Source organism: Ekhidna sp. (assembly GCF_039940915.1).
In the GTDB taxonomy this organism is placed as follows: Bacteria; Bacteroidota; Bacteroidia; order Cytophagales; family Cyclobacteriaceae; genus Ekhidna.
Genome location: NZ_JBDVFO010000002.1, coordinates 1724038 through 1748324 on the forward strand (window position 1 = coordinate 1724038; position 24287 = coordinate 1748324).

The 24287-nt window shown below is 40.4% G+C and carries 22 protein-coding genes; 16 read left to right on the top strand and 6 right to left on the bottom strand.

What is annotated here, in order from left to right; genetic code table 11:
* Nucleotide 1: 1 nt before the first annotated feature.
* Entirely contained in the window at nucleotides 2-1381 is a 1380-nt protein-coding gene (locus ABJF57_RS12710) for an amidohydrolase family protein (protein ID WP_462229615.1), read from the bottom strand.
* 228 nt (nucleotides 1382-1609) lie between these two features.
* On the opposite strand from ABJF57_RS12710, the gene ABJF57_RS12715 reads away from it, so the two are divergent.
* From ABJF57_RS12715 to ABJF57_RS12745, 7 genes are all read left to right on the top strand, one after another.
* Nucleotides 1610-2494, top strand: a complete 885-nt coding sequence (locus ABJF57_RS12715; protein WP_462229617.1) for a hypothetical protein — start codon at nucleotides 1610-1612, stop codon at nucleotides 2492-2494.
* Between the two features lie 179 nt (nucleotides 2495-2673).
* Nucleotides 2674-3642, top strand: coding sequence for a helix-turn-helix transcriptional regulator (locus ABJF57_RS12720; RefSeq protein WP_462229619.1), 969 nt, complete (start codon nucleotides 2674-2676; stop codon nucleotides 3640-3642).
* Between the two features lie 5 nt (nucleotides 3643-3647).
* A complete protein-coding gene (locus ABJF57_RS12725; protein WP_462229621.1) occupies nucleotides 3648-4136 on the top strand; it encodes a YybH family protein in 489 nt (162 codons plus the stop codon).
* A gap of 82 nt (nucleotides 4137-4218) precedes the next feature.
* Complete coding sequence (locus tag ABJF57_RS12730) at nucleotides 4219-4860, top strand: GyrI-like domain-containing protein (RefSeq protein WP_462229623.1); 642 nt, start codon at nucleotides 4219-4221, stop codon at nucleotides 4858-4860.
* Entirely contained in the window at nucleotides 4853-5224 is a 372-nt protein-coding gene (locus ABJF57_RS12735; protein ID WP_462229625.1) for a VOC family protein, read from the top strand. The genes ABJF57_RS12730 and ABJF57_RS12735 overlap by 8 nt, the downstream gene beginning before the upstream one ends.
* Nucleotides 5221-5568 (top strand): DUF1801 domain-containing protein, encoded by a 348-nt coding sequence (locus ABJF57_RS12740; protein WP_462229627.1) that lies wholly within the window; start codon nucleotides 5221-5223, stop codon nucleotides 5566-5568. Before ABJF57_RS12735 ends, ABJF57_RS12740 begins: the two co-directional genes overlap by 4 nt.
* 146 nt (nucleotides 5569-5714) lie before the next feature.
* Nucleotides 5715-7466 (top strand): tetratricopeptide repeat protein, encoded by a 1752-nt coding sequence (locus ABJF57_RS12745; protein ID WP_462229629.1) that lies wholly within the window; start codon nucleotides 5715-5717, stop codon nucleotides 7464-7466.
* A 3-nt stretch (nucleotides 7467-7469) separates the two neighbouring features.
* Here the strand turns inward: ABJF57_RS12745 and lpdA are convergent, their stop codons facing one another.
* From lpdA to ABJF57_RS12765, 4 genes are read right to left on the bottom strand one after another with little or no spacing between them, the layout of a single operon-like run.
* On the bottom strand, nucleotides 7470-8864 hold the full coding sequence (gene lpdA / locus ABJF57_RS12750; RefSeq protein ID WP_462229631.1) for a dihydrolipoyl dehydrogenase: 1395 nt from the start codon (nucleotides 8862-8864) through the stop codon (nucleotides 7470-7472).
* A 10-nt stretch (nucleotides 8865-8874) separates the two neighbouring features.
* On the bottom strand, nucleotides 8875-9246 hold the full coding sequence (locus ABJF57_RS12755; RefSeq protein ID WP_462229633.1) for a four helix bundle protein: 372 nt from the start codon (nucleotides 9244-9246) through the stop codon (nucleotides 8875-8877).
* Nucleotides 9247-9269: 23 nt separating this feature from the next.
* On the bottom strand, nucleotides 9270-10814 hold the full coding sequence (odhB, locus tag ABJF57_RS12760; RefSeq protein ID WP_462229635.1) for a 2-oxoglutarate dehydrogenase complex dihydrolipoyllysine-residue succinyltransferase: 1545 nt from the start codon (nucleotides 10812-10814) through the stop codon (nucleotides 9270-9272).
* Nucleotides 10815-10859: 45 nt separating this feature from the next.
* Nucleotides 10860-13574, bottom strand: a complete 2715-nt coding sequence (locus tag ABJF57_RS12765; protein WP_462229637.1) for a 2-oxoglutarate dehydrogenase E1 component — start codon at nucleotides 13572-13574, stop codon at nucleotides 10860-10862.
* 300 nt (nucleotides 13575-13874) lie between these two features.
* Here ABJF57_RS12765 and ABJF57_RS12770 point away from each other — a divergent pair, with 300 nt between their 5' ends.
* The 9 genes from ABJF57_RS12770 to ABJF57_RS12810 all read left to right on the top strand — a co-directional run bounded on the left by ABJF57_RS12770 (nucleotide 13875) and on the right by ABJF57_RS12810 (nucleotide 23075).
* Complete coding sequence (locus ABJF57_RS12770; RefSeq protein ID WP_462236320.1) at nucleotides 13875-14684, top strand: 30S ribosomal protein S16; 810 nt, start codon at nucleotides 13875-13877, stop codon at nucleotides 14682-14684.
* A 6-nt stretch (nucleotides 14685-14690) separates the two neighbouring features.
* Nucleotides 14691-15212: a ribosome maturation factor RimM gene (gene rimM / locus ABJF57_RS12775; RefSeq protein ID WP_462229642.1), complete on the top strand. Its 522-nt coding sequence runs from the start codon at nucleotides 14691-14693 to the stop codon at nucleotides 15210-15212.
* A 9-nt stretch (nucleotides 15213-15221) separates the two neighbouring features.
* Nucleotides 15222-15896, top strand: a complete 675-nt coding sequence (gene trmD, locus ABJF57_RS12780) for a tRNA (guanosine(37)-N1)-methyltransferase TrmD (RefSeq protein WP_462229644.1) — start codon at nucleotides 15222-15224, stop codon at nucleotides 15894-15896.
* 242 nt (nucleotides 15897-16138) lie between these two features.
* Entirely contained in the window at nucleotides 16139-16429 is a 291-nt protein-coding gene (locus ABJF57_RS12785; RefSeq protein WP_462229646.1) for a thrombospondin type 3 repeat-containing protein, read from the top strand.
* Between the two features lie 204 nt (nucleotides 16430-16633).
* Nucleotides 16634-16999 carry a 50S ribosomal protein L19 gene (gene rplS, locus ABJF57_RS12790; protein ID WP_462229648.1) on the top strand — a complete coding sequence of 122 codons (366 nt, stop codon included), beginning with the start codon at nucleotides 16634-16636 and terminating at the stop codon, nucleotides 16997-16999.
* Between the two features lie 72 nt (nucleotides 17000-17071).
* Nucleotides 17072-17842, top strand: a complete 771-nt coding sequence (gene dapF / locus ABJF57_RS12795; RefSeq protein ID WP_462229650.1) for a diaminopimelate epimerase — start codon at nucleotides 17072-17074, stop codon at nucleotides 17840-17842.
* Nucleotides 17843-18056: 214 nt separating this feature from the next.
* A complete protein-coding gene (secA, locus tag ABJF57_RS12800) occupies nucleotides 18057-21410 on the top strand; it encodes a preprotein translocase subunit SecA (protein WP_462229652.1) in 3354 nt (1117 codons plus the stop codon).
* Complete coding sequence (locus ABJF57_RS12805; protein ID WP_462229654.1) at nucleotides 21392-21892, top strand: SPOR domain-containing protein; 501 nt, start codon at nucleotides 21392-21394, stop codon at nucleotides 21890-21892. Before secA ends, ABJF57_RS12805 begins: the two co-directional genes overlap by 19 nt.
* Entirely contained in the window at nucleotides 21885-23075 is a 1191-nt protein-coding gene (locus tag ABJF57_RS12810; RefSeq protein WP_462229656.1) for a M20 metallopeptidase family protein, read from the top strand. The genes ABJF57_RS12805 and ABJF57_RS12810 overlap by 8 nt, the downstream gene beginning before the upstream one ends.
* A 1-nt stretch (nucleotide 23076) precedes the next feature.
* Here the strand turns inward: ABJF57_RS12810 and ABJF57_RS12815 are convergent, their stop codons facing one another.
* Nucleotides 23077-24246, bottom strand: coding sequence for a porin (locus ABJF57_RS12815; RefSeq protein WP_462229658.1), 1170 nt, complete (start codon nucleotides 24244-24246; stop codon nucleotides 23077-23079).
* Between the last annotated feature and the right edge of the window lie 41 nt (nucleotides 24247-24287).

Here is a 24287-nt window from a genome sequence, read left to right on the forward strand (position 1 = left end):
GCTAAATATCTTTAGCTCGCTCTGCTATATCTAATAGCATCGCATCAATCATTTCTCGATCTAGCCAACGGCCTCTGACCATGACTCCAGCAGGTTTCCGAAGGTTTTTAATGTCTTCCAGCGGGTTGTTATCCAGCAAAATAAGATCGGCACTCGCTCCCGTTTTTACTTCTCCAAATTGACCTTCCATACCAAAGAAGGTGGCGGGATTAATTGTTCCTGTCTGGATAGCTTCCAGCGGTGTCAACCCCGCATCTATTATACCTGCCAATTCATGATGAATAGAAAATCCTGGTACATTAAAAACTTGGGGAGCATCTGAACCCAGAAGTAATCCATGCCCATTTTCATGAAGCGATTTGATCAACTGATACCTCAGGTCCGTAAATAGCACATACTTTTCAACTGAATACTCCGGATTTTCGATCAGACTTTTCTTACTTTTTATCCACTGCTCAACCGTTGATCTTGGCATATACTTAAAATCAGGGTCATTGCCCGCGATGGTTTCAGGGTCTACCGGTGAAAACCACCGTCCGAAAAGGCTTTGAGTCGGAACAACCCAGACTTTGTATTTTTTGGTTAAATAAGCTAACTCATCAATTTTTTCTGCATCAGCAAGATGGGTGAAATTATATCCAAAAAATCCATTTTGATTCGGATCAACATTTGTACTTGCCGGGACCAATCCTTCCAAAAATCCATCTATGTGATCGATAGAAGAATATCCACTGGCGATTGCACGCCTGACACCTATATCAACTGGCACATGACCGCTAAACCCAATTCCTACATCATTGGCTGTTTTCACTATCTCATTAAACACTTCCAGCTTCAGTCCAGGATGGATCTTCAAAAAGTCATAGCCATCAGCCCGGTACTGTGCTACTTTCTCATTTGCCTCTTCCCTATTTTTTACGGAATTCCCATTTACAGAAGGACTAGACGTAAAAATCCTCGGACTCAAAATTTCATTATTCTCTGCTTTTGCCCGAAGTTTTAAATGTTCTGGATGTCCCAACATTCCTCTGATAGTCGTTACTCCGTTGGACAAGTACAAAAAAAGCGTCTCATCGGTGCGATCCCTACCCCATTGAGGCGAAGGAATATGCGCATGCATCTCGGTCAAGCCCGGCATCAAAAATTTGCCCTTGCCATCAATAATTGTCGCCTTACCAAAGTTGTTGGAGCTGGCATTCATTGAGGTAACCTTCCCATTCTCCACTACCACATTTACCCCCTCAGTGATACTTCCATCTCGTACATCAATCACTTTTACATTCTGAAAAACAGAAACAGAAGAAGTCATATCCGATTCAGGATTCTGCGCCTCACACGATGCGAGCGCAAGAATGAAAATGATTTTAGTGATTTTTTTCATCGCTAGATTTTAGGATTAAGGTACTCATACTATCGACGAGTAAAAATTAATTTGTGATGAATGGGGAAAAGGCTCTTCAAAGAGCCTTTGTGCTTAAAGTAACACTTTAAGTGTATGCATCTAGTACGCATTAGGTAGAATACTTATATCAAAATCCGTGAATTTAATGGTAAAAACAGGTCAAATGCCGCTCTATGTTTGTATCGTACTAAACCCACCAATTAGGTTATGTCACTTATCACACTAATACTGAACACAGCGCTTACTTTGTTTATTCCGCAGGAGTTGACAAATGATAAAGCAAATGATTCTGCTGAAGCTAAAGCTATTGCAGGGCAATCCATAATGGAAAACGTATTCGATCGTTTCCACATTAATTATGAAATGAGCCGAACTCATAAGATTGGCTATTACAAAGAATCCATGTCCGATACTCAGTCAATTTACTATTTGGCAGATGGTATTGTAGACATATACATTCCTTCTAACCTCAACCAAATTGAAAATGCTTCTATTAGTCCTCGAAAGACAAGAAAGAAGGCTTTTAAAGAGATTAGCGAAGAAAATTTACTTTTTGGAAATGCCAGTGATATGGCACGATCTTCCATATGGAGACCAAATTCTTTCCTAAGTGAAAAAAATCGAGATAATTATACATTTAGCTATGTAAACGATTCCTCCATTAACGACACCATGGTTTCCATAATCATGTTTGAGCCTACCAAATCCCATGGCAAAGCAACAGGGAAAATCTATGTGGACAAATCAAGCCTTGCCATATTAAAAATCGATTACAATCCCATCATACACAATTCTAAATACTGGAGTGAAGTATCTTGGACTGAAGAATTCAAATTTAAAAGAGGCGCATATGAGCTTGCCAGTGTTAAATTTCATGGAGTCAGCATAGAAAACGACTTCCAGTATGATGCAATTCTGGTGATGGATCAAATAGAAGTTTTAAGTCAAATGCCTGAGGATGATTCTTTGATCAATGAAAACGTATCTCTATTTGAAAAGGCTGACGATGAGTTCAACGAAAGTTTCTGGGAAGGGTACGACTTCCTAAAGCGTTCCCTAGATGCCGAACCTCATTGGGTGACTAAAAACTAAGGCCTAGAAAGCGGGATTTACTTCGGTGAATTTTCGCAATTGGCACCTTCCACTTTTCTTGCACTTACGGAAGGAAGGAATTAATCGCCGCTTATTCAAATTGGTTTAGTGAAAGAGATGCACCCAATTATTGGGTACGCTATATTGACCGTTGAAGTCAAAATCCTTAATTTTCTTTCATGAATCGAATCGACCGACTGAATGCATTGCTTATCCACTTGCAAGGGAAACCACGCGTGCCAATCCGTGAGCTTGAAGAGCGATTTGAAGTAGGAAGAAGAACAATCTTCCGAGACATTAGATCATTGATTGATTCGGGGGTTCCCATTGGTGGAGATGCGGGAGAAGGTTATTTCATTGTAGAAGGCTATCACCTCCCTCCGGTGGTTTTCAATAAAGAAGAAGCGAGTGCAATTCTATTAGGCGCGAAGTTTATTGAACGTAGTGCGGATCCCCACACTATCCAGACGTTCGAAAAAGCCATGTTTAAAATCAAAGCGGTACTCAAATATTCAGACAAAGAATTTTTAAGTAATCTCGAGGGTAGAATCTCCATACGACCGAGTCCTTCACCCAATCCAACACCTGATTCTCATATTGCTGAAATACAATTAGCCATTGCCACTAACAGGCTCATCGATATTACCTATTACTCTCAATACAACGATTCCACCACTCGAAGAGAAGTCGAGCCATTGGGAATGGTTTTTTATTCAGGCCGGTGGCATCTAATAGCACATTGTAGATTGCGAAATGAATTGAGAGATTTTAGAGCTGACCGCATTCAAAAAGTACACGTGCTCGCAGAAACCATTGACCCAACGCTGCACCCTAATTACATGGATTTTCTCAATGAAACGCTGATCGGAACAGACGCAAAAGAAGCAACCATCATATGTTCAGCGATGGTTGCTAGGTTTATGGGTGAGCAAAAATATTATCAAGGTTTTGTTGAAGAAACAAAATTGGAAGATGGTCGCTTCGAAATGAAATTTACACCTCCATACTATGATTACTTTGCGCGATGGCTCATGATGTATGGAAACGAAATTGAAATCGTTTCTCCGAACGAACTTCAAGGACACGCGGCAACTTTAGCCAAAGAGTTGCTTGAACACCATAGCGCACCATTTTTCGCTAAAACGTAATTCCTATGAAATCATCATTAATTGCTTTATTTCTTCTAATTTCTTCACTTTTGTATAGCCAAGAGGTTCAAACAGAAATCGATAATCAAATATGGATTCCTTTTACCAAAGCCTGGGAATCAAATGATGGTGACGCTTATAATGCCATACATTCCGATGATGTTTGGCGGATCAATCCGGGAAGACTTTTGGTCGGTGATGAATACAAAAAAAGAAATTCAGACCGTATGAAGGGACAAGAAAAAAATAGCTTTATCGAATTCTCATTTGAAACAAGAATTGAAAATGGCTCCAATGCTTACGAAGTGGGGTACTATCGCATAACCAGAAAAAGCGATGGCGCTGATCAACAGTTTGTAGGCAGATTCCATGTCGCATTAAAGAAAATTGATGGTCAATGGAAGATTATTCAAGATTGGGACACCGATGAAATCAACAACGTAAAGCTTACCGCAGAAAGCCTCAAAAACAGAAAGTTTCTACATTTTCAATAATTTTTTCTACCACGATTTTCGAGTGACATAGGGCTGTCACTGACACTTGTTTCTTTGTTTTCATAATCTAAAACACACATTTATGGAAGCAATTATCGAAAAGCTAGATCTCAAAAAAGAAGACTCAAACTATTATTCCGCTAAGAAAAAACCAGAGCTACGCGACCTAGATAGCTACTACTACCTCTCTTTATCAGGGCGCAGTGACCCTCAAAGCGACCAGTTTCTTGAAGCCATAGACAAACTTTATGCCGTTGCTTATGCTATCAAGTTCATCTGCAAAGCAGACGATATGGATTTTGTAGTACCTAAAATGGAGGGGTTTTGGTGGATTGATGGTGGACTGGAAGCCCAACATAAGTTTGCACAAACATCACCAGATCACTGGAACTGGAAAATTGTCATTCGCATGCCCGATTTCGTTGAAGGTGATCATTACTACAGAAGCATTCAAAAAGTGAAAGCTAAGAACCCAGAACTACTAAATAGCGATGAAGTAAAATTTGAACTCATCAACGAAGGACTGTGCGTTCAAGGACTACATATTGGCAGTTATTACGAAGAGGAGCCTACCATTGCCAATATCATGGACTTCATTCAGAAAAATGGGCTTCAAGTCAATGGATATCATCATGAGATATATCTTAGTGATCCACGCAGAACTCCAGATGAGAAACTGAAGACTATTCTAAGGTATGCCGTAAAAAAACAAAAAAATGGATGATAAGATACTTGGATTAAGGACTGTGATATACATGGTTCCTAATGTAGAAAAAGCAAAAAAATGGTACGCTGAAGCATTTGAGATAGAGCCCTATTTTGACGAACCATTTTATGTTGGCTTTGAGGTTGGTGGCTATGAACTTGGGCTTCATCCTGAAAAACCCGACCAAAAAAGAGGTGATAGCGTTGAAGCCTATTGGGGAGTAGAGGATATTGATGCCAGATACGCCAACTTCCTTAAACTAGGGGCAAAGGAACATACAGAAATTAAAGAAGTAGGAGGTGGAATAAAAGTGGCAACCTGCCTTGACCCATGGAATAATGTGATCGGCTTGATTTACAATCCACATTTCAAACGCTCATGAAGACCATTGAGGGCTTCATTCTAGGACTCGATGGACAACAAAAAGCCATCGTTTCCTTTTTTCACAATCACCTTACTCAACACCATGACCTTCAAGGGAAAATAAGCTATAACATCCCTGTGTACTATCGAAAGTCCTGGGTTTGTTATCTCAATCCATTAAAGAATAATGGAATTGAATTAGCCTTTACCAAAGGTCATAGACTATCCAACGATCAAAAATTGCTCAACAAAAAAAAGCGCAAATATGTAGCTGGCATTGACTTATTTGATATAAGCAGCATCCCCGAACAATCCATCAACGAAATCATTCAAGAAGCACTGATTGTTGATCAACTTTATTAAACACAAGAAATAATTCATAGGCAAAATACTTACATATATCATAAGTAAATTCCCCTATTTTACTTCCTAAACTTAGATGTGATTCAGAATCACATCAAAATCTATTTGTCGTCCTTTATCTTTCAAGACTAATCATTTGCTAATTTTTGGAGATTTCAGAGACAACCGCCCAAGCAAAAATAAAGTCGCTTCTTGATGAGGCTTATGAAAGTCGCATCAATAACTTAAGCAGAAGTATTGAACTCGGTGAAAAAGCGTTAAGTCTCAGTAAAGAAAGTACCGATAAATCATGCATCGCCAAATCACTTTCTCTTCTTTCTCTTTTCCACATGATCATTGGCGATTTTGATCTCTCTATCAATATGGCTAATGAGGCTATTGAAAACTTTCAAGAATTAAATGATGAAAAAGGAATCGCTGATGCCAAGTATACCATAGCTGGCGCGCTCTACAAAACAGATGATTTTAGTAAAGGGCTCAATTACCTCATTGACTGCTTGGGGACGTATAAAAAACTAAATGACTACCACAATCTGGCTCGGGTTCAAAAATCCATGGGCACCATTTATGAGTTTTTCGGAGACGTCAAAAGTGCAGCGCAGATTTACGAAGAAGCCATAGAATCGGGGAAGAAGGCAAGCGATTTAAATTTACAATCGAATGCATTTAATCCACTTTCGGGACTATATCTCAACCAAAATAATATACCTCGCGCTCTTGAGATCATAAAGAAATCAATTGCCATAAAAGAAAAGACTGGAGATGTAAGGGGGTTAGCTTTCGCACTTTATGGTCGCGGGAAAGTCTTTACACAAACTGGCGAATTTGAACAGGCGGAAAAAGATTTTCTCCACTCCATGAAGATCCATGAGGAGATGGGAGAGAAGCTTGGTTGGGCGATGAGTCATCACAAACTTGGTGCTCTATACATTAAAATGGATCGCCTGGATGAGGCTCGGGAGACCTTAGTAAAAGCCCTTGAATACAGCAACAAGAATAAAATCATACTGGTAAAATTCAAAGCAAACCTATTGCTACATGAAATTGCCAAAAAGGAAGGAGACTTTGAACTTGCACTAAAATATCTATCGCAGTATGTCGAAGAAAAAGAGAGTGTAATCAATGATCGCACAGCAAAAGTTATCGAAGGATATGATGTCATTACAAAAATGCAGGCACTTGAATTTGAAGCAAATGCACAACGCGAAAAAGCAGATATAATTGAAAAGAAGAAGATCGAACTGGATTCATTCTTTTATCGCATTTCGCATGACCTCAAAGGACCTATTACGTCATTGATGAGCTTGAACTATGTCGCTAAGCTGGAAGTGAAAGATGAGACAGCCTTAAAGTTCCTTGCTGAATATGACTCTCAGGCAAATAGACTGAATAATATCCTGGACGGGCTATTGAGGTTAACTAAAATGTCTTTCAATGAAGATTCGAAGCAAGAAATAGACTTTGAGAAAATTATTTACGATTGCATTTCTTCTTATAAATTCTTGGCCAATTATGACAGTGTCGAATTTAAGATAGAAGTCGACCCTACCATTAAGTATGAAGCTGAATGGGCATTAGTGAATACCATTATTCAAAACCTCATTGAAAATGGAATTAAGTACGCCAGAACGGACGAGGGCAACAAACCATATATTGCAATATCTGTAACTCAAAAGCAGGAATCAATAGAAATCGTTACCTCAGATAATGGAATTGGCATGGATGAAAAAACAGTGGAGAACGTTTTTGTAATGTTTTTTCGAGCCAATCGTAAAATCGAAGGAACAGGTCTCGGACTCCACATACTTAAAAGAGCTATTGAACGTCTCAATGGTCAGATATCCGCAGAAAGTAAACTTGGAGAAGGAACCACCTTCTCTGTCGTCCTTCCCAAGTAATTCTTACATATGAATCGGTCTGTTCTCGGTGGCAGCAAGTGCCGCTTCCTTAAAAGCTTCCATGTATGTTGGATGAGCGTGTGACATTCGAGCTATGTCTTCAGCTGAAGCTCGATACTCCATCGCAGTAACTCCTGCGGCAATCATGTCTGCAGCTCGTGCCCCAATGATATGAACTCCCAACACCTCATCAGTATCCTTATCAGCAAGAATCTTTACCAAACCCTCTGTATCCATACTTGCACGAGCCCTTCCAAGTGCCTTATAGGGGAATTTTCCTGTTTTATACGCTCTACCTTGCTCCTTCAACTGCTCTTCAGTATATCCAACAGAAGCAACCTCAGGCCATGTATAGACCACTCCAGGTATAAGGTTATAATTAATATGCGGCTTTTGACCCACAATAGATTCAGCAACAAAAACACCTTCTTCCTCTGCTTTATGCGCAAGCATTGCTCCTTTTACCACATCACCAATCGCGTAGATATTCTCTACATTCGTCCTTAAATGTTCATCTACCTCCACTCTACCGCGATCATCCATTTTCACCCCTGCCTTGTCCAATCCTAGATTTTCTGTGTAGGGCTTCCTTCCAATAGAAACCAAGCAATAATCTCCCTTGATTTCAATCAATTCTCCTTTTTTAGTCTCTGCCTGCACGGTGACATTTTTACCTTTCTTCTCTACCGCAGTTACCTTGTGGCCAAGGTAAAAATCAAAACCAATTCCTTTAAGTGACTTTTGAAGCTCTTTCCCCATGGTCGAGTCCATTGTTGGAATCAAATTATCCAAGTACTCAACCACCGAAACTTTTGCTCCTAAACGTGCATAAACTGAACCAAGCTCTACGCCAATTACCCCTCCACCTATCACAATCATGTGTTTAGGTACCTCTTTGAGCTCCAAGGCTTCTGTACTGGTGATCACTCGATCTTTGTCTAGTTTGATAAAAGGTAGACTTGCAGGTTTTGAACCCGTTGCAATGATGACTTTTTCTGCAGTGATTTTCTTCTTATCCTTACCATCAACCTGAATAGTGTTCTTGTCTAAGAAACTCCCCATTCCATGAAGAACATCGATTTTATTTTTCTTCATCAAGTAATCAATTCCATCTGTATTCTGCTTCACAACATCAGACTTTCTATCAATCATTTGCTTAAGGTTTACCTTTGGCTTATTGATATCAATTCCATGCGTACTGAATGTGTGCTCGGCATTATGAAAATGCTCAGATGAATCCAAAAGTGCTTTTGACGGAATGCATCCTACGTTCAAGCAGGTACCTCCGAGTGTGCTGTACTTCTCTATGATGGCTGTTTTTAAACCCAGCTGTGCACAACGAATTGCTGCCACATAACCACCAGGACCTGAACCTATTACTACTACTTGATAATCCATAATTTAGATGTTAGATTTTTGGAGATTGGATTTTAGTAAATCGCTGTTTTAACACATTAAGCATTTTACAAACAGATTCAAGTTCATCCAAAATATGTTTTACATTTTCTTTTTTAACTAGATTCAGCCGAATTGATAAAAGTAATTGAGTCTCCAACTCGAATGCTGACCCCATTGAAATAGACAAAAATTGAGCAAATTCTTTGTTATGACTTCTGCCAGCCCCTTCGGCTATGTTAGAAGGAATAGAAATAGATGACCTTCTCATTTGGGAGATTAAGCCATATTTTTCAGTATCTGGATATTCACTAGTTAAATCATAAATATTTGTTGCCAATTGCATTGACTTTTCCCAAACATCTAATTTTCTAAAATCGTGCATATCCAAATACTAATTACCAACTACTAAACTCCAAGCAACAGTCGAGTTGGATCTTCCAACAATTGTTTAACTCGGACCAAGAAGCTCACGGATTCTCTACCGTCAATGATTCGGTGATCGTATGATAGTGCAACATACATCATTGGTCTTACTACAACTTCGCCATTTTCAACCACCGCTCGTTCTACAATATTGTGCATACCCAAAATAGCAGATTGTGGAGCATTGATGATCGGTGTAGACATCATTGACCCAAAAACTCCACCGTTGGTAATGGTGAATGTCCCACCTTCCATCTCCTCGATACTTAGCTTATTGTCCCTGGCCTTTGTAGCCAGCCTTATTACTTCTTTTTCAATCTCCACAAAACTCAATGCCTCTGCGTTTCGGATAACTGGAACCACTAACCCTTTCGGTGCAGATACCGCTATCGAGATATCACAATAATCATTAAATAACATTTCATTGCCATCAATTTGCGCATTTACAGCAGGCCACTCTTGCAGAGCGACGCACACTGCTTTAGTGAAGAAAGACATAAATCCAAGTCCAACTTCGTTCTTCTCTTTGAACTCTTCTTTGAACTTCTTCCTCATGTCCATGATTGGCTTCATGTTCACTTCGTTGAAAGTGGTCAACATAGCCGTTTCATTCTTAACTGAAACCAATCTTCGAGCGACTGTCTTTCTCAATGAGGACATCTTCTCTCTTCGCTGATCTCTGGTTACTCCTCCTCCAAAAGTCGGCGCATCAAACTGAGGCTTAGCTGGCTTATCATCAGCAGATTTAGATGCTTGCTGTGGCGCAGACTTTTGGGCACTCATTGCGTCTTCCTTTGTGATGCGACCATCCTTACCTGTTCCTTTAACATCAGCAGCCGAAATTCCTTTTTCATCCAGAATTTTAGCTGCTGCAGGAGATGCATGACCAGTAGCGTATGTTTCCTGTCCAGCGTTTTGAACTGAAGTCGAATCATCGGAGGATGAACTGTTCGCTGATGGCGCAGCAGGGGCTCCGCCCTCCATCACTTCGATTTTACATATTAGCGCTCCTATTTCAAGGGTATCCCCTTCCTGAGCTACAATTTGAAGTTTTCCTTGAACTTCAGCTGTGAGATCAAAGGTGGCTTTATCAGATTCAATCTCAGCAATAACCTCATCTAGCTCTACAAAATCTCCATCACTTTTGGCCCAATTTGAGATGGTAACTTCAGTAATTGACTCACCAACTGCTGGAACTTTCATCTCCAATATTTCTCCAGTTGCCTTGGCTTCTGATGAGCTTTCAGGAACGGTCGACTTTGAAGACTCGGACCCAGTGCCTCCTCCAGACGCAGTTTCATCAATTTCGCAAAGAACACCACCAATCTCCAATGTATCTCCTTCTTGTGCTTTAATGCTGAGTTTTCCTGCTGCCTCAGCTGTAACTTCAAAAGTGGCTTTATCGGACTCTAGCTCACAGATTACCTCGTCCATTTCGACAAAATCTCCGTCACTTTTGGTCCACGATGCTACGGTCACTTCCGTGATTGACTCACCTACCGCAGGGACTTTCATTTCAAGACTCATTTTCTTCTTGTTTATTTTTTATTTCTTTTCGGCTTTTGCCGTTACTTATAATGCAAATGATCGTTTCACTAAATCTGCTTGCTCTTCTTTGTGGATTTTAGAATAACCAGTAGCGGGGGACGCTCCAATTTTTCTTGCTACCACTTCGAAATCCATATCGATCATTGTTTTGATAAAGCTCCAGGCTCCCATATTTCTTGGTTCTTCCTGTACCCAAACCAATTTTGGGTTATTGTATTTCTTCAATATTGTGTCAATTTGTTTCTGCGGCCATGGATAAATTTGTTCTATTCTAACAACCGCAACATCTTTCACTTTTTTCTTTTTCTGCTCTTCTAATAAATCAAAATAGACCTTTCCAGAGCAAAACAATACTTTCTTCACACTCTTATTCGTAACAAAATCATCACCAATCACCTCCTGAAATTTCCCTGAAGTGAAATCTTTAAGTGGGGAAACCACTCCTGGGTGTCTTAATAATGATTTCGGAGAGAATACAACCGCAGGTTTTCTAAAATCCCAGGTCACCTGCCTTCTCATCAGATGGAAAATGTTTGCTGAAGTAGTCACATTTGCAATGACAATGTTTTCATTAGAGCACATCTGAAGAAATCGTTCCATTCGAGCGCTGGAATGCTCAGGACCCTGTCCTTCATATCCATGTGGCAATAGCATAACCAAGCCATTCATTCTTTGCCACTTACTTTCTGCACTGGCAATGAACTGGTCAATCATTATTTGGGCTCCGTTCGCAAAATCGCCAAACTGTGCTTCCCAGATTATCAGCGCATTTGGGGTTGCCATGGCATATCCGTACTCAAAACCAAGCACACCATATTCAGACAATAATGAATTGTAAATTCTTAATGGTTCCTGCTTGTCTTGAATATGATTTAGACCACAATACGGTTCATTTGTATTCGAATCAAAGAAATATGCATGCCTATGAGAAAACGTTCCCCTTTTCACGTCCTGACCTGACATTCTTACGATTGTGCCATCAGCAAGTAGTGAACCATACGCGAGGAGTTCTGCATCTGCCCATCCAAGTTCTTTCTTCTCAAAGAAGTTTGCCTTCCTATCCTTAAGGAGTTTCTCTATTTGCCTTAGAGGTTTAAACCCTTTCGGAACTTCACTAATCGCCTCACCCACTTTTTTTATCATCTCTTCAGAAATGCTAGTGTCAGGTGATTTTTCAAAATCTTTTTCTTTAGACCTTCTTAAGTGATCCCACTCTTCCTCTATTTTCTGCGGCTTATATGGAAGCGGATGTTCCTTAATTTCATTTAGACGATCCTGCAACTTATCTTTAAATGACTTCTCAAGTTTCTTGATCTCACTATCATCCAAATCTCCTTGCTCTGTCAGCTTCTTCACATATACTTCACGAGGATTGGGATGCTTACCAATCGCATTGTAAAGTTTAGGTTGCGTGAATTTCGGCTCATCACTCTCATTATGCCCATGCCTTCTATAGCAAAGCATATCAATAAATATATCCTTGTTGAATTTCTGGCGATACTCGACCGCCAGATTAGCACAGAATTGTACAGCCTCAGCATCATCTCCATTAACATGGAGGATTGGAGCGTCAACGATCTTAGCTAGATCAGTACAATATACACTAGACCTTGCATCGGCAAAGTCTGTGGTGAACCCAACCTGGTTATTGATCACAAAATGGATAGTACCCCCGGTTTTGTAGCCTTCCAGTAGAGACATTTGGATACACTCATAAACAATTCCTTGGCCTGCTACTGCTGCATCTCCATGTATAAGAACTGGGATAGCTTTACCTAAATCTCCCTTGTATTCATCGTCAATCTGTGCGCGACTGTAGCCTAGCACAACAGGATCTACTGCCTCTAGATGTGAAGGGTTAGGCGCTAACTTCACATACATTTTCTTACCTGCCGTGGTATCGAGATGTGATGCGTAACCCAAGTGATATTTCACATCACCGTCACCCATGGTAAGATCAACAGCCTGATTCCCTTCAAACTCACTAAATATCTCCTCATAGGTTTTTCCCATAATGTTTGCCAACACATTGAGTCTCCCCCTGTGAGCCATTCCTATGACAACTTCTGCTGCATCCAGCTCTGCTCCTTTATTGATGATTTTGTCTAAAGCAGGAATCATGTTTTCACCACCTTCCAGGGAAAACCTCTTTTGGCCTAAGAACTTTGTATGTAAGAAGTTTTCGAACCCACTTGCTTCATTGAGTTTGGAAAGAATTCTATGCTTTTCTTCTTTTGACGGACTAATGTCAGCACCCTCAGATTCAATTTTGTTTTTTAACCAGTCACTTATATTAGAGTCTCGGATGTGATTGTATTCAAAACCAATGTGGCTGGCATAAACCCGTTTTAGCTTATCCAAAATTTTCCTCAAAGAAGTTTTGCCAAGCCCTACTTCAGCACCAACTTCAAATTCCGTATCAAGATCCTTTTCGGATAAATCAAAGTCTGCTAGCTCCAACTTTGCTGTATGCGGCCTTCGTTCTCTAACTGGATTAGTGTCTGATATGAGGTGAGCCCAGGATCTATAGTTGTATATTAGATTTCTTACAGCTGTTTCCTTAGGGGTAGCAACGGAAGAGCCTTCACCTGGCTCACCATACTTCTCCCGTGCAAACTCAAATCCTTCAAAAAATTTCTTCCAGGATTCATCTATACTGTCCGGGTTATCTTTATAGGCGTTGAAAAGCTCATCGAGATAATTGCCATGAGCATTGGCGATGTAGGAATATTTGTCCATATTCATTTATGTTCTGAAACAAATGTAGATTGAATAAAGTTTCTTTAAAAATCGCAAAACCGGTTACTCAAATACATGAATATCTTTCATGCTATTTAGTTATGCGAAAATCGTCTTTGTAAGCTCACAAACAGAACATTGAAGAACAATTTGAATGCAAACAAGATAAGTGTTTTCGGCGCGACTTACATGCCCGGTTTATTTGTTTCTAATATGCTTTCTCTCTCCAAGAAAAATAGACTACATTTGCGCTCCATTTTTAAAACTTTTGATGGACGAGTTCCATAAACAAAAAGAATTATGTCAGTAAAAATCAGACTAGCGCGTCGAGGACGCAAAAAACAAGCCATGTACGATGTAGTAGTGGCAGATGCTAGAGCACCACGAGATGGTCGCTTTATAGAGAAACTTGGTACTTACAATCCAAACACAGATCCGGCTTCCATTAAATTGGATGATGATAAGGCATTTGATTGGGTGATGAAAGGAGCACAACCTACGGATACTGTACGGGCTATGCTTTCTTATAGAGGTGTCATGATGAAAAAGCACCTTCAGATAGGTGTAAATAAAGGAGCAATTACACAAGAAGAGGCCGACAAGAAGCTTGCAGCTTGGATTAATGATAAAGAATCCAAAATTCAAGGTAAAGTAGATACGCTTGCAAAAGCAAAAGCAGACAAGAAGAAAGCTGCTCTTGAAGCGGAGAAGAAAGTAAGTGATGCAAGAGCTGAAGAGCTTAAGAAAAGAGCTCAGGAAGCTGAAGCTGCTTTAGTTGAAGAAATCAAAGAAGGTGGTTCGGAAGGAAATGAAGATGTTGAAGAAGATGTAGCTCAAGTAGAAGAAGCACAAGCTGCTGAAACGAAAGAGGAAACTCCAGTGGAAGAGCCTAAAGCAGAAGTGAAGGAAGAAGCCCCGGCTGAGGAAGTGAAGGAAGAGCCTAAAGCGGAAACGAAAGAAGAAGCTCCGGCTGAAGAAGTAAAAGAAGAGCCTAAAGCGGAAGTGAAAGAAGAAGCTCCAGCTGAAGAAGCAAAAGAAGAGCCTAAAGCGGAAGTGAAAGAAGAAGCTCCGGCTGAAGAAGCAAAAGAAGAAGACAAAAAAGAGGGCTAATCTGCAATGAAGCAGGATGATTGCTACCAACTCGGGGAAGTAATCAAGACCCATGGTCTTAAGGGAGAAGTAAGCATCTCATTAGAGGTTGACTTCCCTGATGAATATCAAAATTTGGAATCAGTTTTTCTTGACAATCAAGGAAAGTTGGTTCCTTTTTTTATTGATACGCTCCAAATAAACCAAGGTAGAGCGCTTGTTAAGTTTGATGACATTGACTCATTGGATGATGCCAAGAATATTGTAAAATCAAAGCTCTTCCTCCCTCTCTCTTCACTCCCGAAATTAGAAAAAGATCAATACTATTTCCATGACCTCATAGACTGTGAAGTTTTTGAAAAAAAATCAAAGTTAGGAGTCATTAAAGAGGTTATTGACTTGAATGGAAACCAACTACTTGCGATTGATGCTAACGGCAAAGAGATTTTGATCCCCTTAAAGGATGAGATTCTCACAACCGTTGACGTATCAGCAAAAAGGGTGAATGTATCTCTCCCAGATGGGCTTTTGGACATCTATAATGACTAACTTCATCCTATGCGAATAGATATTATCACCTGCTTGCCAGATCTATTTGAAGGCCCACTTACACAAAGCATTGTGAAAAGATCGATGGACAAGGGTTTAGTAGAGCTTAAAATTCATAACCTTCGAGACTATTCCACCAATAAACATTTGAATGTAGATGACTATGCTTTTGGTGGCGGAGCAGGTATGGTATTAATGATCGAACCCATTGATAAGTGCATTTCGCAGCTAAAAGGAGAAAGATCATACGATGAGATTATCTACCTTACCCCTGATGGCGAAACTTACAATCAAGGTATCGCCAACCAGCTCTCATTAAACCATAACTTCATTTTTCTGTGCGGACACTACAAAGGAGTGGATCAGCGTGTGCGTGATCACCTAATCACCAAAGAAATAAGCATTGGTGACTATGTACTTTCAGGGGGTGAGCTGGCAGCTATGGTTTTAGCAGATTCGTTAATTCGATTGGTTCCCGGTGTTTTAAACGATGAGACATCCGCGCTTTCTGATTCTTTTCAGGACAACTTGCTTGCCCCTCCTGTATATACACGTCCAGCTGAATACAAAGGCTGGAAAGTGCCAGAGGTACTAACTTCCGGTCATGAAGCTAAAATTGAGGCTTGGAGAACCGATCAGGCGATGAAGCGCACCGAGGAGAGAAGACCAGACTTACTTGGCTAATTTCCCTTCATTAGCAAGCATCAACTTATCATATAGATAAGTATTCCCTGGTTTATTTAGTTAATTCAGACTTTGTAAGAACTACTTTTTTTGGCAGGACACATGCTACAAGATCATTGAGATGATCATACAACTTAGTTTCATTGGGTGCAGAGGTGTACTTCAGGTAGACTTACCTCAATCTCGATTGCTAAGCGAAGAAATTAATCGCCTATTTGGAATTCAAACAAATTTCATAAGGCATGATAAAAAAATATCAATTTCTACTCTTATCTGTATTAATATTCGCTTCTTGCTCAGAGGAATCAGACATCCTCGCCAGTTCCGGCTCAAGCACTAGCGAAATTCCAACATTCAACAAATGCGGCACTAAAGATCAAGATGATTCCGACGGAGATGGGATTGGTGATCTTTGCGATCATGACATAGATGGTGATGGTGTTAATAATGAGGATGACAACTGCCCAAAGGTTCCAAACCCCATGCAGGAAGATTCCGATTATGATGGAATTGGAGACGCTTGCGACTATTGATTTGATCAAAGCAAGTTTAAGGCAAGAAGAACCTTTGTTTCGAGTTAACTAAGGTTGTTTCAATGTAGTAAATGAGAATGATATAACTAAAGGAGTGCTTTTTTTCAAAATAGAAACTTTATTCTAACCAGGGTATTCACTTTTACATATCATTCTCCTATATTTGCACTCCTTTTTCAAAACACTCAATAAAGGAGTAAAGAAATGAGCACAGAATTATTGAATATAGTAGCGGAAGAATATAAAGACGTAAAATCGAATCATCCTTCATTTGGACCTGGTGATACTGTAAATGTTCACTATAAAATTAAAGAAGGTAACAAAGAGCGTGTGCAGCAGTTCCAAGGAACTGTAATGTCAATAAATAATAGAAACACCAATGGTGAAACATTCACTGTAAGGAAAGTTTCAGGAGATATCGCTGTAGAGAGAATCTTTCCAATTCTTACTCCTAACCTAGATAAAATTGAAGTTTTGAGAAGAGGGAAAGTAAGAAGAGCAAAACTTTACTACCTACGAGGCAGAAAAGGAAAAGCAGCTCGTATCAAAGAGAAGCTTACCAAGAAATAAATTTTCAAATCCCTCACCAAATGGTGAGGGATTTTTGCTTCTACCCTTCGCTCCTGTTTAATTTAGCCTCAAATGGAGCTACACTTCACAAAATATCAAGGTACGGGCAACGACTTCATCCTTATAGATGATAGACACGAGTCATTCCCAGCCAGCGATCAATTGGTTCAAAAACTGTGTGACCGTCGTTTTGGAATTGGTGCTGATGGCCTAATACTTATTCAGAATCATCCAAGCTTAGACTATCGAATGATCTATTTCAATTCTGATGGGTCACAAAGCTTATGTGGAAATGGGTCCAGGTGTGGTTTCGCATTTGCCCAGTCACTCGGAATGGTAGATCAGGAGGCCATGTTTGAGACTACCGACGGAGTGCATCAGATAAAAATGGAAGGCGGCAAAATCCATTTTCAGTTATTTGATGTAAAGCAGCTTGGTGAAATCAACAAAAAAGAATGGTTTGTAAATACAGGATCGCCACATCACATTGTAATTACCAGTGAGGTAGAAAAAGAAGATATCATTTCAGAAGGCAGAAAAATTCGCAACTTGCCAACCTATTCCAGCCATAATGGCACTAATGTGAACTTTGCACAACTTTTGCAGGACAAGGTCAAGATTAGAACTTATGAAAGAGGAGTAGAAGATGAAACGCTTAGCTGTGGTACCGGAGCAACCGCTGTTGGCATTATGGCTGGTGAGCTGGGTTATGAAAGCCCCGTTCACATTCAAACAATGGGGGGTGAACTTAGCGTATCCTTTAAACGCAAAGGAGACAATTTTACCGACATATGGCTCGCAGGGCCCGCTGAAAAAGTGTTTGAAGGAAGTGTGACATTCTAATCGCTCTTTCATTGAAATGATTATCAAAAATTGAAACTCATTTTTTTTTAAAAGAACAGAGAATAGGTTTTTGATAGAATTCCATGTGTGCTGTTAGAAAATGACAAAATACACATGAAACCATTATAACTTTAAGGTCTTGTAACAAAGGCTAAATTTTAAAAACTTGATGGCTTTGACTCATTAGAGCGAGCCTTTTAAATAAAATTTTTCAATGCTAAACTCGATTACGAAGGGATTCGCCAAAATTTTTGGCACAAAGACGGAGAAGGATCTTAAAGAATTGACCCCATTTGTTGGTCTGATCAACGCTGAGTTCGAAAAACTAAGAAACATTAGTGATGATGAACTCAGGGGCAAAACATCTGAGCTAAAGGATGTGATTAAGAATCGACTTAAAAGTATAGATGATGAGATCGAAGCACTCCATAAGCAAGTGGAGGAAGATAAGTCACTGGATGTACATCAGAAGGAAGATATTTTCGCTCAGATCGACAAACTTGAAAGTGATAGAGACGAGGAACTAGAGAAGGTTTTGATAGAAATCTTACCTCTTGGTTTTGCTGTAGTAAAAGAAACAGCTAGACGCTTTGCTGAAAATGAGAAAATTGTGGTTCAGGCAACGCAGCATGACAAGGAGATAGCCGCTAAAAAAGAAAACGTTGAAATAAATGGTGAAACAGCCACTTGGAAAAACAGATGGCTAGCAGCAGGCAATGAAGTGGTCTGGAATATGGTACACTACGATGTACAGCTCATAGGAGGAGTAGTGCTTCATCAGGGGAAAATTGCTGAGATGCAGACTGGAGAAGGTAAAACATTGGTAGCTACACTTCCTGCCTACTTAAATGCATTAGCTGAGAGAGGTGTACACATCGTAACCGTAAACGACTACCTCGCCCGACGAGATGCAGAATGGAATGCTCCGATTTTCGAATTTCATGGGCTTAAGATTGATTGCATAGATAACCATCAACCAAACTCACCGGAAAGAAGAAATGCGTATTTGGCCGACATTACCTATGGTACCAATAACGAATTCGGCTTTGACTACCTCCGAGACAACATGTCCAGAAGTCCGGAAGAGTTGGTTCAAAAGAAGCACCATTATGCAATGGTTGATGAAGTAGATTCCGTTTTGATTGATGATGCAAGAACTCCTTTGATTATTTCAGGACCTATCCCGAAAGGTGACGAACATGAATTTTATGATCTCAAGCCCCGAATCCAACGATTGGTAGATGCGCAAAGAAAACTTGTAAGCGACTACTTAAACGAAGCTAAAAAACTCATCAAAGAAGGTAAAGAAGCTGATGCTGGTCTCTCATTATTCCGAGCTTTCAGAGGACTCCCTAAAAGCAAGCCACTCATTAAATTCATGAGTGAGACAGGCATCAAGCAGATACTCCAAAAGACTGAAAATATTTACCTGGCTGATAATCAAAAGCGAATGCCAGAAGCTGATGAGCCACTATTTTTTACCATCGATGAGAAAATCAACAGCATCGACCTCACAGAAAAAGGCATTGACCTGATTACTGGTGAAGGTGAGGATGCGACTTTTTTCATCCTTCCTGACATTGGGGATGAAATTGCTCAACTAGAGAAGAATGAGTCTGTTTCGGAAACAGATAAACTTCAAAAGAAAGAATCTATTATTCGCGACTACAATATCAAAGGTCAGCGAATACACTCCGTAAATCAACTCCTTAAGGCTTACTGCATGTATGAAAAGGATACAGAGTATGTAGTAATGGATTCCAAAGTAAAGATCGTTGACGAGCAGACTGGTCGAATCATGGAAGGCCGTCGCTACTCAGATGGCTTGCATCAGGCGATCGAAGCAAAGGAAAATGTAAAGGTTGAGGATGCTACGCAAACATATGCGACCATCACGCTTCAAAATTATTTCAGGATGTACCACAAGCTGGCTGGTATGACTGGTACTGCCGAAACAGAAGCAGGAGAATTTTGGGACATCTACGAATTGGATGTGGTGGTAATCCCTACCAACCGTCCAATTGCCAGAAACGATGTGGATGATAAAGTTTACAAAACCATCCGTGAAAAATTTAATGCGGTTGCTGAGGAAGTGGTTGAGCTTACTCAAGCAGGCAGACCAGTCCTGGTTGGTACTACCTCGGTAGAAATTTCTGAAATCTTGAGTCGAATGCTCCAGATGAGAAACATCAAACATCAGGTTTTAAATGCAAAACAGCATGCAAAAGAAGCAGATGTCGTAGCTGAAGCAGGGAAACCAGGAGCTGTTACCATTGCCACAAACATGGCTGGTCGAGGGACTGACATTAAGCTTTCTGATGAAGTGAAGTCAGCTGGGGGTCTGGCTATAATCGGTACTGAACGTCATGAATCAAGAAGGGTTGACAGGCAGTTAAGGGGACGTTCTGGACGTCAGGGAGACCCTGGGTCTTCTCAATTTTATGTTTCCCTGGAAGATAACTTGATGCGCCTTTTCATGTCTGACAGAGTAGCCAAGATCATGGACAGACTCGGTCTACAAGAAGGTGAGGTCATTCAGCACTCAATGATTACTAAATCCATTGAACGAGCGCAGCGCAAAGTGGAGGAAAACAACTTTGCCATTCGTAAGAATCTTTTGGAGTATGATGATGTCATGAATAGCCAGCGTGAAGTAATCTATAAGCGAAGAAGAAATGCACTTTATGGCGAGCGACTTGAACTTGACATCCTCAACATGCTTCTGGAAACTAGTGAGGACATCACCTTCAATGCGAAAGGTCAAAATGACTTAGATAGCTTAAAGCTAAATGCCATTTCAATTTTAGGACTTGATTTTAATATTACGCAAGAAGAGCTTGAAAAGAGTGACGAAAACACGCTTTCAGAGAGGCTTTACTCTGAAGCCTTGAAAAACTACGCTCAAAAGAATCAGTTAATCCAAAACAAGGCACTTCCCATCCTCAAGCAATTGGAACTAACCAGAGGAGCTACATTGGAGAACGTGCTTGTTCCATTTACGGATGGTAAAAAACAAATTGGAACATCAGTAAATCTAAAAAGAGCAGTAGAAACTGAAGGACAAGAAGTGATTCTGGAAATGGAGAAAATGATTGCGCTAGCAACCATAGATCTCCTGTGGAAAGAGCACTTAAGAGATATGGATGACCTTCGCCAAAGCGTAAGAAATGCTCAATATGAGCAGAAAGATCCACTGCTTATCTATAAGTTTGAAGGATTTGAAATGTTTAAACGCTTTGTTGGAAAGGTGAATGAAGAAACCATTTCTTTCCTAATGAAGGCGGAAATTCCGGTTGAACAAGCGGACGATGTGCAAGCAGCTCAAAAGCAACGTACAAGCAGAAACTACAAGGAGCAAAAAGACGAAAGTAGATCAGCGTTGGCTGGCCCTGAGGGTGGTAACAGACCTCCCGTTCAGCAGCAAACGCAACCGGTACAATCGCAAAAAATTGCAAGTAGAAATCAACGAGTAAATGTTCAATATGCTGACGGATCGGTGAAGAAAGATGTAAAGTATAAAACGGTAGAAGACGACATTAAGAATAATAAATGCGTGCTTATAGACTAATCATATTGTTGCTTCTAGCTGCCTGCAAGGCAACTACGCCCTCCTCTTCGACGAGTTCTTACTCTGAAGATTTAGGTGTTCATCGACCGGAGATGAGCTCATCAGACAAGGAAGCCGAAGATTCCAATGCGCAAGAGGTGCAAACAGAGCCCTACACTCCGCTTACAGGTCACATTCGACAGGAACTTGACAGCATATCCAAAGTCGCATTTGAGGCAAATAAGGAAGGGAGATATGTTGATGGTTTTGTGATTCAGGTCTATTCTGGAAACAGTCGTGAAGCAGCCAATCTTGCCCGTTCAAAAATGTATGAATTCTTTGCCGATTTGGAACCAAAGGTTTCTTACCGACAGCCAAATTTTCGAGTGAAGGCTGGCAAATTCACAGATCGTTTGAAAGCAAATAGGGTTCATCAGCAAGTCAAAGAAGAATTCCCACGAGCACTACTACTCCCTGAAAGATTTCTGGTTAAGTATGAGTGACATCATTCAGAAAATAAAATCACTATCAGAAAACTATTTCAGGGAAATACTTGAAATCAGAAGGCATATTCATGCCAATCCTGAGCTATCCTTCCATGAGCATAACACGGCGAAATTCATCGAGGAAAAACTCAATGAATTTGGTATTACCAACGCCCAGCGCATAGCCAATACGGGAGTCACCTTCTGCCTGGACGGAAAAGAAAAAGGAAGGACCATAGCTTTGAGAGCCGATATTGATGCGCTCCCAATTCTTGAGGCCAATGATGTAGATTATAAATCTAAAAATGAAGGTGTAATGCATGCATGTGGACATGATGTACATACTTCTAACCTCTTGGGTGTTGCTAAAATCCTTTCCAAGCTCACGGATCAATTTAACGGAACGGTAAAATTCATTTTCCAGCCAGCCGAGGAGAAATCTCCGGGCGGAGCCTCTATTTTAATTAAAGAGGGAATTCTTAAAAACCCTGCTCCAGAAAAAATATTGGGTCAGCACGTGATGCCATTGATTCCTGAAGGGAAAGTAGGATTCAGACCAGGGAAATACATGGCAAGTGCCGACGAAGTTTATCTGACAGTGAAAGGAAGAGGGGGTCATGCAGCAATGCCAGAAACATTCGTTGATCCAATAGCCATTGCAAGTCAGATAATTGTTTCGCTTCAACAAATCGTAAGTAGAATAGCCAACCCTAAGACTCCTTCGGTACTTTCATTTGGGAAAATTTCAGGGGGGAATGTAAATAATGTCATTCCCGATGAGGTGAAAATAGATGGCACTTTCCGAACCTTCGATGAAGAATGGAGGAAACAGGCACTTCAAAAAATCAAAGAGATATCAACCGCAATAGCGGAATCTATGGGGGGTTCCTGTGAAGTTCACATAGCTTCGGGGTATCCTTTTTTGGTCAATGATGAGACCTACACCGAGAAAAATATTGCAGCAGCGAAAGCATACATGGGAGAAGAGAATGTCGTGGAGCTTGACCTATGGATGGCCGCTGAAGACTTTGCTTTCTACTCGCACGAGGTGCCCGGCTGTTTTTACCGACTAGGTACACGGAATGAATCCAAAGGAATCACCTCTGGTGTGCACACCCCTACATTCAACATTGATGAAAATGCCATTAAGACCGGCATGGGCTTAATGGCATACTTAGCTATTCACGAACTAAACAGCTAATCTATAAGGCAATTTCTGTTTGAAATCTAAAGATCAAATACTCTGTGGCTTGACCTGGGAACGTTTGATAACTGATGTCACTTTGGAATTTCAAATCATGACCAGATACATATCTGGATAAGCCCAATGTATATTCTTTTTGGTCAGCAAAGACTGTCTGAGTCGCATCAGCGTCAATATTGGTGAATCTGCCAGCAATCTCCCAATTAGATTCAAACAAGTAACCCGCTTGAAAAACAAACCCTGTACCTGTTCCATAGATTCCGGTTTGATCGTCCACTGAGCGTTTCACAAATTCTGACATGGCAGATATACCATTGTATTTAAACATCATATCTGCAATAAATGACTTCAAATCGCTTCCGATATATTCTCCTCCTGCATCCACAAGGAACCCCCCAAGATTGCCTCTGGAACGAGAAGCATTGAGGTTTAAATCGCCAGTAATGCCTATAGACAATTTCGGAGAGGATTCTCGCTTAAGGTCAGAACCAAAATAATCTCCTTTTCCTGTAAAACTTCCCATCGGCAAGAATTCAACTCGCCCGGTGATCTGATGGCCTCCTCCAGGGTTTCGATCTATCACGTTTCTTCCTTGCCCCATAGATATGGCAAGCATTTGTCTAAACTTATCGCTTGAGCTTTTGTGTCTTAACTGAATTCCTACATCCCGATCGAGGTTGAATCTGGAATTCACTAAGCTACGATCCACAAATTGTAGGTTTTGAGAAGAAATCACTCGCTCTCTGTTACCTGGTAATTTGGTCTGTCCCCACCAAACTTGCCAATTGTCAGCAAATTTCCATTTCACAACAGCATCAAGTACGATATTCGCTGTATTGCCAAATTCATCTGCATGACCACTTCTTTGATCTCTGTTTGAGACGGCAAGCTCAAGCTTATAAACAATACTTGGATCTATGGCCCAACCATCAAATTTCAATCGTGTTCTTCTTACTAAAAGAGCATCTTCATATTTGTCCGTATCCAGATTGTATCTTCCATCATAAAGCGTTTGAAACCTGAATCCCAGCTTCAAGGCAAAGGTGGAATCCTTGGCAACCAAACTCAATCTCTTACCCCAAGAGCTAGCAACCGTATCTTGAGCATTCGTAATTTGAGTGAAAGCGATTAAAATCACTGAAAAGAGTGCTTTTTTGAAAAACTTCATGAATAATTAATGATTTTTTTTTGAAACCGCAATATTAGCAC

Bases quoted from the DNA above. Each gene is read 5' to 3' on its own strand.
- ABJF57_RS12710 (WP_462229615.1), bottom strand. From the start codon at position 1,381: ATGAAAAAAATCACTAAAATCATTTTCATTCTTGCGCTCGCATCGTGT.
- ABJF57_RS12715 (WP_462229617.1), top strand. From the start codon at position 1,610: ATGTCACTTATCACACTAATACTGAACACAGCGCTTACTTTGTTTATT.
- ABJF57_RS12720 (WP_462229619.1), top strand. From the start codon at position 2,674: ATGAATCGAATCGACCGACTGAATGCATTGCTTATCCACTTGCAAGGG.
- ABJF57_RS12725 (WP_462229621.1), top strand. From the start codon at position 3,648: ATGAAATCATCATTAATTGCTTTATTTCTTCTAATTTCTTCACTTTTG.
- ABJF57_RS12730 (WP_462229623.1), top strand. From the start codon at position 4,219: ATGGAAGCAATTATCGAAAAGCTAGATCTCAAAAAAGAAGACTCAAAC.
- ABJF57_RS12735 (WP_462229625.1), top strand. From the start codon at position 4,853: ATGGATGATAAGATACTTGGATTAAGGACTGTGATATACATGGTTCCT.
- ABJF57_RS12740 (WP_462229627.1), top strand. From the start codon at position 5,221: ATGAAGACCATTGAGGGCTTCATTCTAGGACTCGATGGACAACAAAAA.
- lpdA (WP_462229631.1), bottom strand. From the start codon at position 8,864: ATGGATTATCAAGTAGTAGTAATAGGTTCAGGTCCTGGTGGTTATGTG.
- ABJF57_RS12755 (WP_462229633.1), bottom strand. From the start codon at position 9,246: ATGCACGATTTTAGAAAATTAGATGTTTGGGAAAAGTCAATGCAATTG.
- odhB (WP_462229635.1), bottom strand. From the start codon at position 10,814: ATGAGTCTTGAAATGAAAGTCCCTGCGGTAGGTGAGTCAATCACGGAA.
- ABJF57_RS12765 (WP_462229637.1), bottom strand. From the start codon at position 13,574: ATGGACAAATATTCCTACATCGCCAATGCTCATGGCAATTATCTCGAT.
- ABJF57_RS12770 (WP_462236320.1), top strand. From the start codon at position 13,875: ATGTCAGTAAAAATCAGACTAGCGCGTCGAGGACGCAAAAAACAAGCC.
- rimM (WP_462229642.1), top strand. From the start codon at position 14,691: ATGAAGCAGGATGATTGCTACCAACTCGGGGAAGTAATCAAGACCCAT.
- trmD (WP_462229644.1), top strand. From the start codon at position 15,222: ATGCGAATAGATATTATCACCTGCTTGCCAGATCTATTTGAAGGCCCA.
- ABJF57_RS12785 (WP_462229646.1), top strand. From the start codon at position 16,139: ATGATAAAAAAATATCAATTTCTACTCTTATCTGTATTAATATTCGCT.
- rplS (WP_462229648.1), top strand. From the start codon at position 16,634: ATGAGCACAGAATTATTGAATATAGTAGCGGAAGAATATAAAGACGTA.
- dapF (WP_462229650.1), top strand. From the start codon at position 17,072: ATGGAGCTACACTTCACAAAATATCAAGGTACGGGCAACGACTTCATC.
- secA (WP_462229652.1), top strand. From the start codon at position 18,057: ATGCTAAACTCGATTACGAAGGGATTCGCCAAAATTTTTGGCACAAAG.
- ABJF57_RS12805 (WP_462229654.1), top strand. From the start codon at position 21,392: ATGCGTGCTTATAGACTAATCATATTGTTGCTTCTAGCTGCCTGCAAG.
- ABJF57_RS12810 (WP_462229656.1), top strand. From the start codon at position 21,885: ATGAGTGACATCATTCAGAAAATAAAATCACTATCAGAAAACTATTTC.
- ABJF57_RS12815 (WP_462229658.1), bottom strand. From the start codon at position 24,246: ATGAAGTTTTTCAAAAAAGCACTCTTTTCAGTGATTTTAATCGCTTTC.